Source organism: Streptomyces sp. NPDC058239, assembly GCF_042882185.1.
Classification (GTDB): Bacteria; Actinomycetota; Actinomycetes; order Streptomycetales; family Streptomycetaceae; genus Streptomyces.
Genome location: NZ_JBHVWS010000005.1, coordinates 245,388 through 260,810 on the forward strand (window position 1 = coordinate 245,388; position 15,423 = coordinate 260,810).

Annotated in this window: 12 protein-coding genes; 6 read left to right on the plus strand and 6 right to left on the minus strand. The window is 71.1% G+C overall.

Annotated features, from left to right (window positions below; translation table 11 throughout):
- Nucleotides 1-118: 118 nt before the first annotated feature.
- From ACFVYE_RS09805 to ACFVYE_RS09815, 3 genes are all read right to left on the minus strand, one after another.
- Nucleotides 119-682 carry a hypothetical protein gene (locus ACFVYE_RS09805; RefSeq protein ID WP_383963520.1) on the minus strand — a complete coding sequence of 188 codons (564 nt, stop codon included), beginning with the start codon at nt 680-682 and terminating at the stop codon, nt 119-121.
- A 146-nt stretch (nt 683-828) separates the two neighbouring features.
- Nucleotides 829-2,013, minus strand: coding sequence for a serine/threonine-protein kinase (locus ACFVYE_RS09810; protein ID WP_383963608.1), 1,185 nt, complete (start codon nt 2,011-2,013; stop codon nt 829-831).
- Nucleotides 2,014-2,153: 140 nt separating this feature from the next.
- Entirely contained in the window at nt 2,154-4,739 is a 2,586-nt protein-coding gene (locus tag ACFVYE_RS09815; protein WP_389604912.1) for a carboxyl transferase domain-containing protein, read from the minus strand.
- A 128-nt stretch (nt 4,740-4,867) separates the two neighbouring features.
- Between ACFVYE_RS09815 and ACFVYE_RS09820 the strand changes: the two genes are divergently transcribed.
- Entirely contained in the window at nt 4,868-6,547 is a 1,680-nt protein-coding gene (locus tag ACFVYE_RS09820; protein ID WP_389604914.1) for an AMP-binding protein, read from the plus strand.
- Here the strand turns inward: ACFVYE_RS09820 and ACFVYE_RS09825 are convergent.
- Both ACFVYE_RS09825 and ACFVYE_RS09830 read right to left on the minus strand, forming a co-directional pair.
- A complete protein-coding gene (locus tag ACFVYE_RS09825; protein ID WP_383963532.1) occupies nt 6,465-7,196 on the minus strand; it encodes an HAD family hydrolase in 732 nt (243 codons plus the stop codon). The two genes, ACFVYE_RS09820 and ACFVYE_RS09825, sit on opposite strands and share 83 nt — an antisense overlap.
- A 25-nt stretch (nt 7,197-7,221) precedes the next feature.
- The gene (locus ACFVYE_RS09830; RefSeq protein WP_383963535.1) at nt 7,222-7,707 is read right to left on the minus strand and encodes an Lrp/AsnC family transcriptional regulator; all 486 of its coding nucleotides are present in this window, start codon (nt 7,705-7,707) and stop codon (nt 7,222-7,224) included.
- 229 nt (nt 7,708-7,936) lie between these two features.
- On the opposite strand from ACFVYE_RS09830, the gene ACFVYE_RS09835 reads away from it, so the two are divergent.
- The 5 genes from ACFVYE_RS09835 (at nt 7,937) to ACFVYE_RS09855 (ending at nt 14,373) form a co-directional block, all read left to right on the plus strand.
- Nucleotides 7,937-8,914, plus strand: a complete 978-nt coding sequence (locus ACFVYE_RS09835) for an alpha/beta hydrolase (RefSeq protein ID WP_389604916.1) — start codon at nt 7,937-7,939, stop codon at nt 8,912-8,914.
- Nucleotides 8,907-10,070, plus strand: a complete 1,164-nt coding sequence (locus tag ACFVYE_RS09840) for an acyltransferase (RefSeq protein ID WP_383963541.1) — start codon at nt 8,907-8,909, stop codon at nt 10,068-10,070. The genes ACFVYE_RS09835 and ACFVYE_RS09840 overlap by 8 nt, the downstream gene beginning before the upstream one ends.
- Nucleotides 10,071-10,095: 25 nt before the next feature.
- Nucleotides 10,096-11,376: a sensor histidine kinase gene (locus ACFVYE_RS09845; protein ID WP_383963610.1), complete on the plus strand. Its 1,281-nt coding sequence runs from the start codon at nt 10,096-10,098 to the stop codon at nt 11,374-11,376.
- Nucleotides 11,377-11,654: 278 nt separating this feature from the next.
- Nucleotides 11,655-13,157, plus strand: coding sequence for an FUSC family protein (locus ACFVYE_RS09850; RefSeq protein ID WP_383963544.1), 1,503 nt, complete (start codon nt 11,655-11,657; stop codon nt 13,155-13,157).
- A 145-nt stretch (nt 13,158-13,302) separates the two neighbouring features.
- Nucleotides 13,303-14,373 carry a lactonase family protein gene (locus ACFVYE_RS09855; RefSeq protein ID WP_383963613.1) on the plus strand — a complete coding sequence of 357 codons (1,071 nt, stop codon included), beginning with the start codon at nt 13,303-13,305 and terminating at the stop codon, nt 14,371-14,373.
- A 98-nt stretch (nt 14,374-14,471) separates the two neighbouring features.
- Here the strand turns inward: ACFVYE_RS09855 and ACFVYE_RS09860 are convergent, their stop codons facing one another.
- Nucleotides 14,472-15,395 carry a sirohydrochlorin chelatase gene (locus ACFVYE_RS09860; protein ID WP_383963547.1) on the minus strand — a complete coding sequence of 308 codons (924 nt, stop codon included), beginning with the start codon at nt 15,393-15,395 and terminating at the stop codon, nt 14,472-14,474.
- Between the last annotated feature and the right edge of the window lie 28 nt (nt 15,396-15,423).

Genomic DNA, 15,423 nt, shown 5'->3' on the forward strand with positions numbered 1-15,423 from the left:
CGAACACTCACATGTCGTCATGGCCTCGTCAATGAACAGCGAGGGCTGCCGGGGGACTTGGCAAGTCTGGTCAAGCCGCGATGGTGGGATCGCACAACAACCCGGGCGTGCGGGGCGGTTACTCCAGGCCGGAGATCGTGAACACCGTACGCGCGGTCCGGCGGTCGATACGGTCGGCCAACTGCCGCAGCGCCGTCACCCCGCACTGCAGCATCCCGCGTTTCACACAGCCGCGGGCGTCGTCGTCCAGTCGGTGCCACAGCGCCGGATTGGCGAGGAACACCTGGGGATCGACCTCGACCCGGCCGCCGTCCGCGTCACGGAGCACCAGACGCTGGGAGACTCCGTCCGACCAGCGCACCGACACCAGCCGGTCGGTGCGTACGATGCGTTCCCGCAGCAGGTTGCGGCAGGACAGCCACCCGGCACCCGCGCGGATCCGCGGCGGCACCAGGATCACGAACAGCAGGGCGGCCAGGCCCGTCCACAACAGTGCGCGCAGCCAGGTGAGGTGACCGGCCGTCGTGTCGACGGCCAGGAGCAGCCCGAGCAGCGTCACGGCGCAGCGGACCGCGAACCACAGGTCCCCGGCCCAGCCGTGGTCGTGGGCGGTCGTATCGGGCGGAGGGTGTGCTCGGCCGGTGTGCGGGCCGGGCACAGCTCGGATGTCACGTCGTCCCATGGCAGCGACGTTAGGGAAGCGTGCCGGCCCGTCGGCGTTCGTTGATGAACTGCTGACGCCGCAGCCGCGGGTCCTGACGGGTGCTTGACGGACGGGCCGCGGCAGGGACGGTACGGTCGACGGGTCGGTCGGCAGCGGGGAGCGGCTCAGTCCTCGTCGTCGTCCCCGCTGTCCTGTGCCGGCTGGTCGGGGGCCGGTGATTCGGGTCCGGTGGTCGCGGTGGAGCCGGTGTCCGGTGTGCCGGCCGAGCTGGAGTCCGGCGAGAACAAGGTCATCCCCAGGTACACGGCCGCGAGGAAGGCGACCGTACCGGCAATGGCGCTTGCCACTCTGGGCCGACGTCTGATCGCCTCTCGGGCGCCGGTGCGCCGCCGGACCGGCACGGACCGGTCCGCCGGACGCCGTCTGTGGCCGCCGGCCTGCGGCAGGCGATATGTCGTCACGCCCTCGGCCTGCTGAGCGGAGGCAGATACGGGGGCTGTGCCGAACGCGGGGGAAGCCGCCGGGGCATAAGGAGCACTCGGCGCTGCCGGAGGGGGCGTGGGGGCGTACATGGGCATGGGCTCCGGCTGTCCCCGCCACGCATCGCTCTGGAACCAGTCGGCGACCTGCTGGGCGCCGGGCCGGTCCTCCGGCTGCTTCGCGAGCAGCCCCAGCAGATAGGAGTCGAAGGCGGGAGACAGGTCGACTCCCCGCTGTCTGAGCGGCACGGGGGCCGTGTCGACATGCTGATAGAGCGTGGCGGTCGCAGTGTCGGAGCGGAACGGTGGCTCGCCCAGCAGGAGTTGGTAGATCACGCAGCCGAGGGAGTACATGTCGGACGCCGCACCGGCCGTACGGCCCAGGGCGCGCTCCGGGGCGAGATAGAGGCTGGTGCCGACGATCTGCCCCGTGGTGGTCAGCGCGGCGGAAGGGTCGTCGACGAACTGGGCGATGCCGAAGTCGCCGATCTTGACGGACCCTTCCGCGTCCAGCATCAGGTTTCCGGGCTTGATGTCACGGTGCACGATGCCCTGCCGATGGGCGGCGGCGAGCCCTGCGGCCGCCTGGCCCGCGATCCGGGCGACCTGCTCGGCGCCGAGCCGCTCCTCGGCCGCGAGCAGATCGCCCAGGCTTCTGCCCTCGACGAGCTCCATCACGAGGTAGAAGCGGTCCTCCCAGGCCCCGAAGTCGAACACGGCCACCAGATGAGGGTGGCTCAGGCGGGCCGCGGTCTGCGCCTCCAGACGGAACCGGGCGGTGGCCGACTCGTCCGCGTGGTCGCCGAGCAGCAGCTTCACGGCCACCGCTCTGCCGAGCACTTCGTCGGTGGCGCGCCACACCTCACCCATGCCGCCGCGGCCTATGGAAGACAACAAGCGGTACCGACCAGCTACCAGCACCTGTGCACCAATCTCGAATTGTGGGCCGCTTCGACTGCCACGGCGGCGACCCGACCGGGATCGGGGCGGGGTGGGGGCGCGCGGCATGATCAGGATATCCGGCCGTCGGACCTCGACGGCACCCCGAGCAGCGGCCCCGCTGTCCGCAGAGGCTCCGCCGGGCGGCAGCGCCGCGGATTCCTCACCAGGTGTCGACGAACCGACGGCGCCTGCCGGGAGAGAGGGCCGGGGCGGAGACCTCCTCGGGTGGCCGGCCGTCGAGCGCCGACAGGATCCAGGCCCGGGAGTCCGCCGGGTCGATCACCGCGTCGATCTCCAGCGCCGCCGCCGCGTTGACGGCCTTGCCGTGCTCGTACAGCTCGGCGACCCGCTCCTGGAAGACCCGCTCGCGTTCCTCGGGGGTCCTCGATCGCCGCCAGCTCCTTGCGATAGCCGAGCCGGACGGCGCCCTCCAGCCCCATCCCGCCCAGCTCCCCGCTGGGCCAGGCCGCCGTGGCGAGCGGGGCGCGCGTGGAGCCGCCCATCATGGCCATCGCGCCGAGACCGTACGCCTTGCGCAGGATCAGTGAGACCAGCGGAACACCCAGATTGGCGCCCGTGACGAAGAGCCGGGAGAAATGCCGCACCGTCGCCGTCCGTTCGGCATCGGGGCCGACCATGAAGCCGGGGGTGTCGCACAGCGAGACGACGGGCAGCGCGAACGCGTCGCACAGCTGAAGGAAACGGGCCGCCTTGTCGGCCGCGTCCCGGTCGACGGCGCCGCCCAGATGGAGCGGATTGTTGGCGATCAGGCCCATCGGCCGGCCCTCGATCCGGACCAGCGCCGTGATGATCCCCGTCCCGAAACCGGCCCGCAGCTCCAGTACGGAACCCACGTCCGCCAGCCCTTCCAGCGCCGTCCGTACGTCGTAGGCGCGGCGCCGGTTCTCCGGCACGGTGTGACGCAGCAGCCGCCCGTCGGGCGCCTCCCCGCCGGCCTGCGGACCCTGGAAGTACGACAGATACTGACGGGCCGTCGCCACCGCTTCGGCCTCGTCCGCCACCGCGATGTCCACGACACCGTTCGGGACCTGCACGGAGAGCGGTCCGACCTCCTCCGGCCGGTATGTGCCGAGCCCGCCGCCCTCGATCATGGCCGGGCCGCCCATGCCGATGGTGGCCTCCGGTGTCGCGATCACCACGTCGCAGCAGCCGAGCAGCGCCGCGTTCCCCGCAAAGCACCGTCCCGACGCGATGCCGACCAGCGGGACGAGACCGCTGAGACGGCCCATCTGATGAAAGGTCGTCACATCGAGACCCGCGACCGCCGTGGTGTCCGTGTCCCCGGGGCGACCGCCGCCCTCGGCGAACAGCACCACCGGCAGCCCGCGCCGCTCGGCGAGCAGCAGCATACGGTCCGTCTTGCGATGGTTCTGATGGCCCTGGGTGCCCGCGAGGACGGTGTAGTCGTACGACATCGCCACGCACGGTTCGCCGTTCACCGTGCCCGTGCCGGTGACCATGCCGTCGGCCGGGGTGGAGACGATCAGGTCGTCGAGTGAACGGCGGCGGCGTTGCGCGGCGATGGCGAGGGCGCCGAATTCGGTGAACGAGCCCTCGTCGCACAGGTCCGCGATGTTCTCCCGGGCGGTGCGTCGGCCGATCCGGTGCCGCTTGGCGACGGCCTCGGACCGCTGCTCGTCCAGACCGATGCCCAGCCGCCGGCGGGCCTCCGCGAGATCGGGCCTGATCGCGTCCGGATCGATGGTGTCCGCCACCGTCCCGGCGCCCGCCGGACCGTCCGACGGGTCGATGACCAGCAGGGGGCGGCCCTCGCCGACCGTGTCGCCCACCGATGCCCCGACCGCCCGTACCGTACCGGCCGATTCGGCCCGTACGACATGTTCCATCTTCATGGCCTCGACGACGAGCAGTTGCTGCCCGGAACGCACGTCATCGCCCACGGCGACATCGACCGAGACGACCGTGCCGCTCATCGGCGCGGTCAGGGTTCCGTCCGCCGTCCCCTGCCGCGGCTTCGGGGTGAAGTCCGCCATGAGTGTGTCCAGCCGGTCCGCGACGAAGCCGGTGTCCGTACCGCCCGCCGTGAAGTCGGGATGGGCCAGCACCGCACGCAGCAGCTCCGTCCCCGTCCGTACGCCCTCCACCGCGAACTCGCCCAGGGCTCGCCGCGCCCGGTCGCACACCGCAGCGAAGTCCGGTGCGTGGACGATCACCTTGGCGAGCAGCGAGTCGTACCGCACGCCGATCTCCAGCCCGGCCCGCGCCGCCGTGTCCACCCGCACACCCCGGCCGGTCGGTACGTCGAACCGGGTCAGCTTGCCCGCCGAAGGGCGTACCGAGCCATCCGGCCCGGTCACCTCCGCGTTCACCCTGGCCTGCAGCGCGAAACCGCGCGGCGACTGCGGCGGGCCCGCCAGCCCCAGTGCGTCGAGCGTCTCGCCCGCCGCGAGCCGCAGCTGCACCGCGACCAGATCGACTCCGGTGATCTCCTCGGTGACGGTGTGCTCGACCTGGAGCCGTGGATTGGCCTCGATGAAATGGAACTCGGCGCCGGAGACCAGGAATTCGAAGGTGCCCAGACCGGTGTATTTCACATCGGCGGCCATCCGCAGAGCTGGCGGAGCCCGGCCGGTCGTCGAACCGCTCTCGGTGGCGCGCGCGGTCGGCGGCATGAGCATTCAGTTCGCCCGGCTGGTCGCCGAGCGGCCCGACGCCTACGACGACGCGGTCCGCGACGTCACCGCCATGTACCTGCACCTGCTCGGAGTCGGAGCCATACGCAAGGAGTAGTGAGCCAGCAGTGAGCCGCACCGTAGTGACCGATGAGTACCTGAGCGATCTGCGCGCCCGTCAGACGAGAGCCAGGGCGGGACGGCAGCCCGACAGCACGGCCCACCGGGCGGGATGGCTGACCGTGCCGGGCTACGTACGCCGATGGGCTGAGCTGACACCGGACCGGGCCGCCGTCGTCTTCGAGGGCGAGGAACTGACCTACCGACAACTGGACTCCGATTCCGGCCGCCTGGCGGGACGACTCCATTCCCTCGGCGTGCGCGCCGGTGACCGGGTCGGCGTCCATCTCCCCAACTCGCCCCACTTCGTGGTCGCGATGCTCGCCGTCCTCCGTATCGGCGCCGTCCATGTCCCGGTCAACCCGATGTTCCGGGCGGCCGAGCTGCGGCACGAACTCCGCGATGCGGGACCGGAGGTCGTCATCACCCAGGAGCAACTGCTCCCGGTACTGGACGCAATACGGGCCGACACCCCCGTACGCGAGGTGCTGCTGACCCGGGACTGGGAGCGGCTCCTGGACCACGCCCCGTTCGGCCGGATCGCCGACGACCTCGACGCACTCGCCGCCCTCAACTACACCGGCGGCACCACCGGGATGCCCAAGGGCTGCGAACACACCCAACGCCACATGGTCTACACGGCCACCGCCATCCAGAACGGTATGCCGGGCGCGGACGACGGCCTCGTCTCACTGTGCTTCCTGCCGGTCTTCTGGATCGCGGGCGAGAACCTCGGCATTCTCGCCCCGCTGGTCTCCGGCGGCACCAGCGTGCTGCTGCCCCGCTGGGACGCAGTGACCGTCCTCGAAGCCATCGGGAAATACCGGGTCACCACCATGGCCGGGACCGTCGAGAACTACCTCGAACTCCTGGGCCTGCTCGAAGCGGCCGACGGGCCGCGCCCCGACCTCAGCAGCCTCACCGCCCCGCTCACCGTCTCCTTCATCCGCAAGCTCACCCCCGCGCTGCGGGCCCGCTGGCGCAAGGCCGCAGGGCAGGACAGCGTGCTGCGCGAGGCGTCCTACGGCATGAGCGAGACCCACACCAGCGACACCAACACCCTCGGCTTCCAGGACGATGACCATGATCTGCTGGCCGCCCCGGTCTTCTGCGGACTGCCCGTGCCCGGCACCGACTTCGTGGTCGTCGACTTCACCACCGGCGAGCCGCTGCCGCTGGGCGAACGCGGCGAGATCGTCGTCCGCGGCCCCTCCGTCCTCACCCGCTACTGGCGCGCCGACGAGGCGACCGCCGCGGCACTGCGTGACGGCTGGCTGCACACCGGCGACATCGGCAGCCTCGACGAGGACGGCGCGCTGCACTACCTAGGCCGCGACAAGGACATGATCAAGGTCAAGGGGATGAGCGTCTTCCCGACCGAGGTAGAGAACCTCCTCGCCCAGCACCCGGACGTCATGGCCGCCGCCGTGGTCGCGGTCGACGACGAGGAGCGCGGGCAGCGGCCCCACGCGTACGTCCGCGCCGTCCCCGGCTCCACGCTGACCGCCGCTTCCCTGCACGAATGGGCGGTGGGGGCGATGGCCTCGTACAAGGTCCCCGGCATCGAGCTGGTCGAAGCCTTCCCGATGACCGCCACCGGCAAGATCAGGAAGGCGGAACTGGCCGAACGGGCGCGGGCCGGGGCCCTGCACCCGGAAACAGCCAGTCGTATGCGGCCTGCGCAGTGAATTCGCTCTGCCCCCGCGCGAAGAGCAGACCGGCTGCCGTGAACGCCGGATCGGAGGCCGTCGCGGCCACATAGGGAATCGCGATGCAGCGCATGCCCGCCGCATGCGCTGCGGCCGCGCCGGGTGCCGCGTCCTCCACGACCACACAGTCGGCGGCCGCCGCGCCGAGGCGGCGGGCGGCCTCCAGGAACACATCCGGTTCCGGCTTGCCGTGCGCCACCTCGTCGGCCGAGACATACGTGCTCAGATATGCGTCGAGTCCCGTGCCCGCGAGCACGGCCTCGATCGCCGCCCGGGACGAACCCGACGCCACCGCCATCCCGACGCCCTCCTGGTGCAGCCGCTCCACGAACTTCCGCATCTCGGGAAAGACCTCGGTCGACGATCGCGCCAGCTCCAGATACAGGGCGTCCTGACCCGCCACCAGTTCGTCGACGGGAGCCTCGATCCCGTACTCGGCGCGCAGGGCCGTCAGTGTCTCGCGGACGCCGATCCCGATGAAGCGGGTGTGATGCTCCCAGGTGAAGCCGGGCACGCCGTACCGTTCCAGAAGGCGGCGCGCCGCCTCGTAATAGTTCGGCTCGCTGTCCACCAGTGTGGCGTCGAGATCGAAGACGACGGTGGGGACGGGGATGCGCCGGGAGCTCATGCCGTCCAGCATGCCAAGACGGTGATCACTTCGGGTTGCCGGCGGCCGTGCGGCCCACCGATTCGACCAGCGGCAGCAGCCGGTGCGGCACCCGCTCGCGCAGCGCCACCTCGGTACGCGTCCTGACCACACCGGGCAGTTGGATCAGCCGCTGGATCACATCCTCCAGATGCCCGTTGTCGCGGGCCACCACCCGGGCCAGCAGATCGCCGCCGCCCGTGGTCGAGAAGGCCTCGACGATCTCCGGCACCGAGGCGAGCGCCTCACCGACCTCGTCCAGATGCCCCTGGGTGACTTCCAGATGAACGAAGGCCAGCACCGGGTGACCCAGCGCGGCAGGGGACAGGACCGGACCCGTACCGGTGATCACACCGTCCCGCTCCAGCCGGTCGATACGGGCCTGGAGGGTGCCCCGGGCGACGGAGAGGATGCGTGCGTACTCGCGGACGCTGGTGCGCGGCTGCTCGATGAGCAATCGCAGGATGCGGGTGTCGAGGGCGTCCACCGCCATGGTCCGTTGGTCTCTTCCTGGTAGGCCGATCCGGGCTGCGACTGTACCAATGGCCCGGCAGCGGCCCCGACGGAGCGATCCGACGCACCCTCAGTCGCATCTCATACCCGTAGTCCTATAGAGCTACAAAAAAGGTTCACACCCCGGTGGGACGCGGATTACAAGGCCCTCTCCATAGCTTCTGTACCCCAAGCAGTGCAGCCATCCGGTACGGAAGGAACAACCTGCCATGTCGTCCCATCCGAGCAGAAGCCGCCTGTGTCGCGCCCTGCTCGCCGCGCTGGTGGCCGCCTCGGTGGCCGTGCCGATAGCGGGAGCGGCCGGCCCCGCGGCCGTACCGGCACCGGCTCCGACCGTCCGGGGCCCGTTGCGTACCGCTGCGACCGAGGCCCTCGCCGCACGGTACGCCGCGACCCGCGCCGACATCGGGGCGGCCGAGCGGGCAGCCGCCGACCACGGCGACCGCAAGCGGGCTGCCGCGCTGCACGTCATGGCCGATCCCGCACGCCGCTTCCTCTCCTTCGACGGCCGTGACGGGGGCCGCAGCGTCGAGATCTTCGGCGACCTGTCCCACGCCGAACGGATCGCGGTGCTGGTCCCCGGCGCGGGCATCGGCGTCGACCACTACTGGCGGCTGCGGAACGGCGCGCTCGCACTGCACAGCGAGTTGGGCGAGCGGTCGGCCGTCGTCGCCTGGCTCGGATACGAAACGCCGACGACGGTGAGCCCGACGTCGGTGACCTCGGGGCGGGCCGACGAGGCGGCCTCCGAACTGCGCTACTTCATGGGGGAGTTGAGGAGGCTGAAACCTGCGGTCCGGACCTCCCTCGTCTGCCACTCCTACGGCTCCGTCGTCTGCGCCCGCGCCGCGCACGGACTGCGGGTCGCAGACATCGTCCTGTACGGGAGCCCCGGCACCGGCTACGGAAACGTCGCCGACCTGCACACCCCGGCCACCGTCTGGGCGGGCCGCGGCAGCGACGACTGGATCGCCGATGTGCCGCACATGAAGCTCCAACTTCCCTTTACGGACATCGGGTTCGCAACGGATCCGGTCTCGCCCGAGTTCGGCGCCGAGATCTTCGCGGCGGGCGACGGCGGCCACAGCGACTACCTGAAGCCCGGTTCCTTACCGCTGAAGAACATCGCCCGGATCGTGGCCGGAACGGCCATGTCCGCACAGCCTTCGGGAGAGCTCCATGCGTGACTTCGTCCGGCGGGTGGACTCCGCCACTCCTGCCGAGCGCGACCGCGCGATCGACGCCCTGCGCGCCATCGCCATCCTCGGCGTGGTTCTCGGCCACTGGCTGGTGACCGCACTGGTCGTCGACAGCGGCACCATGCACGGCTCCAGCCCGCTCCAGTACATGCCCCAATTCACCCCGGTCTCCTGGGTGTTCCAGACCCTTGCCGTCTTCTTCCTGGTCGGCGGGCAGGTCGGCGCGAAGAGTTACGCCTCCGCCCGTGCCCGTGGCGAGAACTACGGCCGGTGGCTGCGTACGCGGATGACCCGGCTGCTGCGACCGGTGGTCGTCGTGCTGGTCGTATGGACCGTGGCGGCGTGCACGATGCTCGCCTCCGGAGCGGACCAGGACACCGTGCGCGCGCTGTGCAAGCTCGTGTGGTCCCCGCTCTGGTTCCTGGTGGTCTTCGCAGCGCTGACGGCGGGGACCCCACTGGTGGCGAAGCTGCATCCGCTGTGGCCGTTCGCCGTCGTGCTGATCATCGACCTCTACCGGTTCGGCCTGGACGCGCCCGGCGGGTTCACCTCCGTCAACGTGCTTGCCGGCTGGCTGGTTCCGTACTGCCTGGGCGCGGCCTGGGCCCGGGGTGACCTGCACAGTCGCAGGACCGGCTGGACGCTGCTGCTCGGCGGAGCCGCCGCCACCGCCGGACTCGTCCTCTGGGCCGGCTACCCGGCAGCCATGGTCGGGGTGCCCGGCCTGGAGATTTCCAATCTCGACCCGCCGACCCTTGCCGTGGTCACCTTCGGCCTCGCGCAGTGCGGAGCGGCGCTGCTGCTGCTCGGCCCGCTGCGCCGGGTGCTGCGACGCCCGGCAGTCTGGGCGGTGGTGGCGACGGTGAACCTCTCCGCGATGACGATTTTCCTGTGGCACCAGACCGCGATGATCGCGGTCACCGCGACCGGCCTGTTGGCGGGCGGGACCCTGCCGGGTCTGCACACCGTCCCCGACGCCCCCGGCTGGGTTCTCGCCCGGCTGTCCTGGCTGCCCGTGTTCGCCGTGGCGCTGCTGATCTGCTGGGTGGCGTTCCGTGGTTACGAGCAGGGACGGCCGCGAAAGAAGAGCATGGTCGTCCGCAAGGGGCATCCTGTCCGGTCGACGGAGTCGCGGCGCGCTTAAGGTGAGTTCTGTGAAGCGGGGGGACATGGTGAGGCGGTCGGCGCAGGCCCTGCGGGCATTGCCCCGTACCTTGCGCGAAGATCTGTTGACGTCGGCGGCCGACCCGACCCCGTATGCGCGGCGGCCGCGCTGGCTGGAGTGGCGGCCGGCTCTCGTGGTGCCGTTGGCGATGTTCGCGCTGGGCATTCTCATCTCCAACACGAACCAGTACGCCTTCGGGTACGGGATGGGCATACAGCTCGGCATTCTGTTCGCCGGTATCCAGTCGGCCGCGATCGTCGGCGCACTGTTCCGTCCCATCCCGGCCTGGTGGGTGTCGATACTCGTCACGGTCGTGATCACCCCCTTCGCCAAAGCCTCCGGTCCCGGCGGCATGATGTTTCCCTGGAGCGGAGCCGGGATCGCGCTGCAGGCCGGGGTGCTGTTCCTGCTCTCACTGCGGGTCCGGCCCCGGATCGCCGCCGAGACGTTGACGATCAGCGTCGTGGCGGGACTTGCCTGCGGCGCGGCCGCCCCCTGGCGCCGCAGCAACGACGTCCACCTCGCCGTCGCGGTTCTCGTCGTCGCCGTGGTGGTCGGCGCCGCTCTGCGTGGCATCGGGGTGGCGCGTACACAGCTGGTCGCACAGGAGGAACTCACCGCCGAGGAGCGCTCCCGGCGCACTCTTCTGGAGGAGCGCAACCGGATCGCCCGCGAGCTGCACGACGTGGTCGCCCACCACATGTCGGTCATCTCCATCCAGGCACAGGTCGCCCCGCACCTGGTCGAGAACCCGTCCGACGAGCTCAAGGAGAACCTCGCGGGCATCCGCGAGAATGCGGTCGGCGCGCTCACCGAACTGCGCAGGGTGCTCGGCGTACTGCGCTCCGAGGACCCCCTGCCACAGGCGGCGAGGCACGCCCCGCAGCCCACCCTCGACCGGCTGGACGATCTGATCGACAACGCGCGCGGCGCCGGGCTCGCGGTCACCGCCGAGACCACCGGGGAGCCGCATCCGCTGTCGCCGGGCGTCGAGCTGTCGGCGTTCCGCATCGTGCAGGAGGCTCTCAGCAACGCGATGCGTTACGCACCGGGTGCGAAGGTGCGGGTGGAGATCGGCCACCACCCGTCGGCCGTCACGGTCCGGGTCACCAACACCCCGCCGGACCGGGCCGCCCCGCCCTCGGCCGGCGCGGGTCACGGTCTGCTCGGGATGCGCGAGCGCACCGCGATGCTGGGAGGTGAACTCGCCACCGGAGCCACCCCTGACGGCGGCTACGAAGTGACTGCGGCACTGCCCACCCAGGCCCCTGCCCATCACCGATGACTTCCCGCCCTATCGGGGCGGCATGAGGCATTGGTCCACGCGACGGCCACACAGGTGCCGGGGTGCTGCTGGCGGCGTTCGGCCCCATTTCGGTCCGTTGGCCTACCCATGGTGCACATCTGCGGCCAATGGCTGGGCCAATGGCCCATTGATTTCCCTCTCGTTTGAGCCATGGGTCGTAGAGATGTTGTGATGTACCCGTCGATGGCGCTGCGGATCCCCGCGGCGCCTTTTTCATGCCGGTGTGCAGGGCCGGTGTGCAGGAGCGGGAGCATGCCGTGCTGAAGAGGATGTTCGTTTCCCCGGACCCGGGCCGACTACGGCTGCGCAGCGGTCTCCGGGCCGTCCTCGGCATCGGGCTGGCCGTCGCGGTGTGCGGTCTGGCCGGTCATTCGCTCGTCGCGGCCGTCACCGGCGGGCTTGCCGCGCTGCTGGCCCTGTTCACGGTGCTGGACGCCACGGTGCGCGATCAGGCGATCACCACCGCCCTGCTGCCTGCCGTCGGTTTCCCCGTGCTCGCCCTTGCCGCAGGGCTTCACGGCCATCCGCTGGCACGGGACGTGGCGTTTCTCGCGGTCATGGGCCTGGGCGTGTACGCCCGACGATGGGGGCCGCGCGGCCACTCACTGGGCGTGTTCGCCTTCATGGCCTTCTTCACCACGCAGTTCCTCCACACACTGCCCGGGCAGTTGCCCGAGCTGTACTCCGCGGTAGCCCTCTCCCTGCTCGCCTCGTCGACGGTCCGCTTCGGACTGTGGTGCTACGAGCGTCGGCTGCCCGCCGCCGCCGTACCCACGCCGGCGACCGGCAGGGGGTTGGCCCGTGCGACCACGCGCCAGGCGATTCAGGCGACCGTCGGCGGAGCCCTCGCCCTCACGGCGGGGCTGCTCCTCTCCGAGCAGCGCTGGTACTGGGCCGTGGGCGCCACATGGTGGGTCTTCGTGAACACCGCCTCGCGCGGCGAGACACTGGTACGTGGCTTCCGCAGGGTGTTGGGAACACTGATCGGCATCCCCATCGGCCTGGCCGTCGTCGTCCCGCTGCACGGGGCTGCCGTGCCCAGCGCGGTCGTCGTCGCGATCGGCGTCTTCGGGATTTTCTACACCGCTGCGGTCTCGTACACCTGGATGGTGTTCTCCGTGACGGTGATGGCGGGGACGCTCTACGGACTCCTCGGCGTGCTGGACCCGGCCCTGCTCGTGCTGCGGCTCACCGAGACCGGTGCCGGAGCGCTCGGTGCGATGCTCGCGGTGCTCCTCGTGCTGCCGGTCACCACGCACGCCACGACCGACGCATGGATCCAGCGGGCCCTGCGCTGCGTGCACGCCTGCACCGCGGAAGCCGCGACGCGACTCTCCGGTTCGACGACCGCCGACCCGGCGCCCCGAATCGCCGAGCTGGAGGCGCTCCTCGGGCGGGTGCGGCTGTCCCTGGCCCCGCTGGTGCATCCGCTGAGCCCACTGCGCGCCCGGAAGGCCCGCGCAGGACAGGTGCTCGCCCTGCTGGACACATGCGCACGCGAGGTGCGCGGTCTGGCCTCCGTCGCTGCGGACCCGGAAGCGTCCCACGACGCCCGCCTCGCTGCTGCCTGTTGGCGCGTCGAAGCCTCCGTGGAGGCGCTGACGGCCCCGGATCCGGAGAGGGCGGGCATGCCGAGCATCCCGCCGCACCAGGCCGTCGCAGAGCCCGCTCTCGCCCACCTGCACGGTCTGGAGCGGGCACTCGCCGAGCTCGCCGCCCCGCTGCACAGCGATCCGCGCGCCCCGTTGATCGGTGTGTGAAGCGCCTCCGCAGAGCCGGCCGGCAATCCGAGACCTTGGTCTAGACCTCGATGGGCCGACTGCTACCGTCGCCCGGGAAGATCACGACGGTACGAACGGTCGTGCTCAGTCGGCGGAGAGGGGCAGTGCGGTGACGAGCAGTGCGGTGGGCAGCGACAACGGCGCGGGACGGGCATTCATCGGGTCGTTCACCTCGGCGGGCGGGCGGGGAATCACCGCCGCCGCCGTGGATCAGGAGACCGGGGCCCTGACCGTCCTCGGCTCGACGGACAGCGTTCCCGATCCCTCGTATCTCGTCCTGGGCCACGGGCCGGGTCCGGGTGGCAGGGCGCTCTACACGGTCAGTGAGACCGAGCACGGTGCGGCCGCCGCACTCGACATCAGCGGCGATGTGCCGCAGCCGGTCGGCGAGATCCGACGGGTGGAAGGCGATGGTCCGACCCATCTCGCGCTCGCAGGCGGTCATCTGCTCACCGCCAATTACGGCTCCGGCAGCGTCACCGCTCTGTCGGTGCGGGAGGACGGTTCCCTCGGCGACGTCACCTCCGTGCTCAGGCACGAAGGCAGCGGTCCGGACGCCGACCGTCAGCGGGGCCCGCACGCACACCAGGTGCTGCCGGACCCCTCGGGGAACTGGGTGCTCAGTGTGGACCTCGGGACCGACTCCATACGGATCTGCGCGCTCGACACGACCACCGGGGCGTTGCGGCTGCACGGCGAGACGGCCCTGCGGCCGGGCGCGGGCCCGCGCCACCTGGCCTTCCATCCCGCGGGCAGCCACACCTACGTCCTGAACGAACTCGAACCGACCGTCACCATATGCAGGTGGGACGCCACCGCGGGAGTCCTGGAACCGGTCGCCGAGACGTCCGTGCTGCCCGAGGAATCGACGCGTGGCGGGGACACGGCGACCTACCCGTCCGAGGTGGTCGTCTCGCACGACGGACGGTTCCTCTGGACGGCCAACCGGGGGCACGACAGCATCTCCGTTCTCGCGCTCGACGGAACGGGCGAGAAGGCAAAGCTGGTGACGACCGTGGGCTGCGGCGGGCACTGGCCGCGCGATCTCGCGCTCGACCCCACCGGCCGATGGCTGTACGCGGCCAATGAGCGGTCCGGGAACGTCAGCTGGTTCGCCGTCGACCCGGCGACCGGCATCCCGCGCCGCGTGGGCTCGCTGGAGGCCCCTGCCGCGTCCTGCGTGATCTTCGCCTGACATCACGCCACGCACAGCCGAATCGCCGGGCGGGCCGGAAAGATCAAGCCCGCCCGGCGATCGATGACAGACCGCTGCCGGGTGTACCCGGCACCGGGTCAGTGCGCCTGAGCACCCTGCGGCGTCGCCGGCGTGATACCGAGCGCCGTCATGTACATCGACAGCACGAGCTTGCCGATCGCCGGATACGCGCCGAGCGGCTCGGCCGTCGCGCAGCCCGCCTCCTTCGCGGCGGCATCCAGCAGCCCCTCGGCCACCTCGGGGCCGACGAGGTACGGAGCCAGCGCGAGCTGCACCGAGCCGGAGCCCGTGAGCTGCTCTGCGATCGACGCGACGGAACCCTCCACATCGAGTGCGGCGGCCATCACCGGGACCGCGAGCCGGGCAGCCAGCAGCATGCCGGTGATCCCGGCGGCCTGCACGGCCTCCTCGCCACCCACCGTGGCCAGCACGATGCCGTCGGCGGCCGTGGCCACCGTGAAGAGCCTGGCACGGTCGGCGCGGGCCAGACCGGCCTCGGAGAGGCGTACGTGCAGCGCCTCGGCGAGCAGCGGGTGCGGGCCGAGCACATCGGTCAGCTCGACCTGCGTACCGCTGTCCATCACGGCCTGCCGTATCCGCCGGATCAGGGCGCTGTCCGGCCCCGCGAGCAGCGGCACCACGACGGCGGACGGACCCTCGGGCTCGGCGACCTCGCGGCCCGCGGCCTGCGCCTGCTCGAAGCGCGCGATGCGCTCGGCGGCGCTGTGGGTGAGTACGGACGAGAGCGTCGGGTACTCGGCATCGTCGCCGTCGAGATAGCCGATCCGGGCATTGAGGCCGGGCAGCTCGGAACGGGCGATGCTGATCACCTCTTCGGCCAGGCTGCGCGTGGCCGAAGAGGGGGTACCGGGAACGGCGAGAACGAGCGCGGCAGCGCCCTCAGGTGCGACCACGGGCTCCGGGCGGCGGTGCCGTCCGGACTGGCGAGGTCGCGGCATTCGTACAGGCAGGCCGGAAGCGGGCCCAGTGGGGGTGCTCATGGCGCCGCATGCTACTGGTTTTGGGTGC

What these genes read in the sequence shown, in the direction of transcription:
- ACFVYE_RS09805 (WP_383963520.1), bottom strand. Translation starts at nt 682, where the DNA reads ATGGGACGACGTGACATCCGAGCTGTGCCCGGCCCGCACACCGGCCGA.
- ACFVYE_RS09810 (WP_383963608.1), bottom strand. Translation starts at nt 2,013, where the DNA reads ATGGGTGAGGTGTGGCGCGCCACCGACGAAGTGCTCGGCAGAGCGGTG.
- ACFVYE_RS09815 (WP_389604912.1), bottom strand. Translation starts at nt 4,739, where the DNA reads ATGCCGCCGACCGCGCGCGCCACCGAGAGCGGTTCGACGACCGGCCGG.
- ACFVYE_RS09825 (WP_383963532.1), bottom strand. Translation starts at nt 7,196, where the DNA reads ATGAGCTCCCGGCGCATCCCCGTCCCCACCGTCGTCTTCGATCTCGAC.
- ACFVYE_RS09830 (WP_383963535.1), bottom strand. Translation starts at nt 7,707, where the DNA reads ATGGCGGTGGACGCCCTCGACACCCGCATCCTGCGATTGCTCATCGAG.
- ACFVYE_RS09835 (WP_389604916.1), top strand. Translation starts at nt 7,937, where the DNA reads ATGTCGTCCCATCCGAGCAGAAGCCGCCTGTGTCGCGCCCTGCTCGCC.
- ACFVYE_RS09840 (WP_383963541.1), top strand. Translation starts at nt 8,907, where the DNA reads ATGCGTGACTTCGTCCGGCGGGTGGACTCCGCCACTCCTGCCGAGCGC.
- ACFVYE_RS09845 (WP_383963610.1), top strand. Translation starts at nt 10,096, where the DNA reads ATGGTGAGGCGGTCGGCGCAGGCCCTGCGGGCATTGCCCCGTACCTTG.
- ACFVYE_RS09860 (WP_383963547.1), bottom strand. Translation starts at nt 15,395, where the DNA reads ATGAGCACCCCCACTGGGCCCGCTTCCGGCCTGCCTGTACGAATGCCG.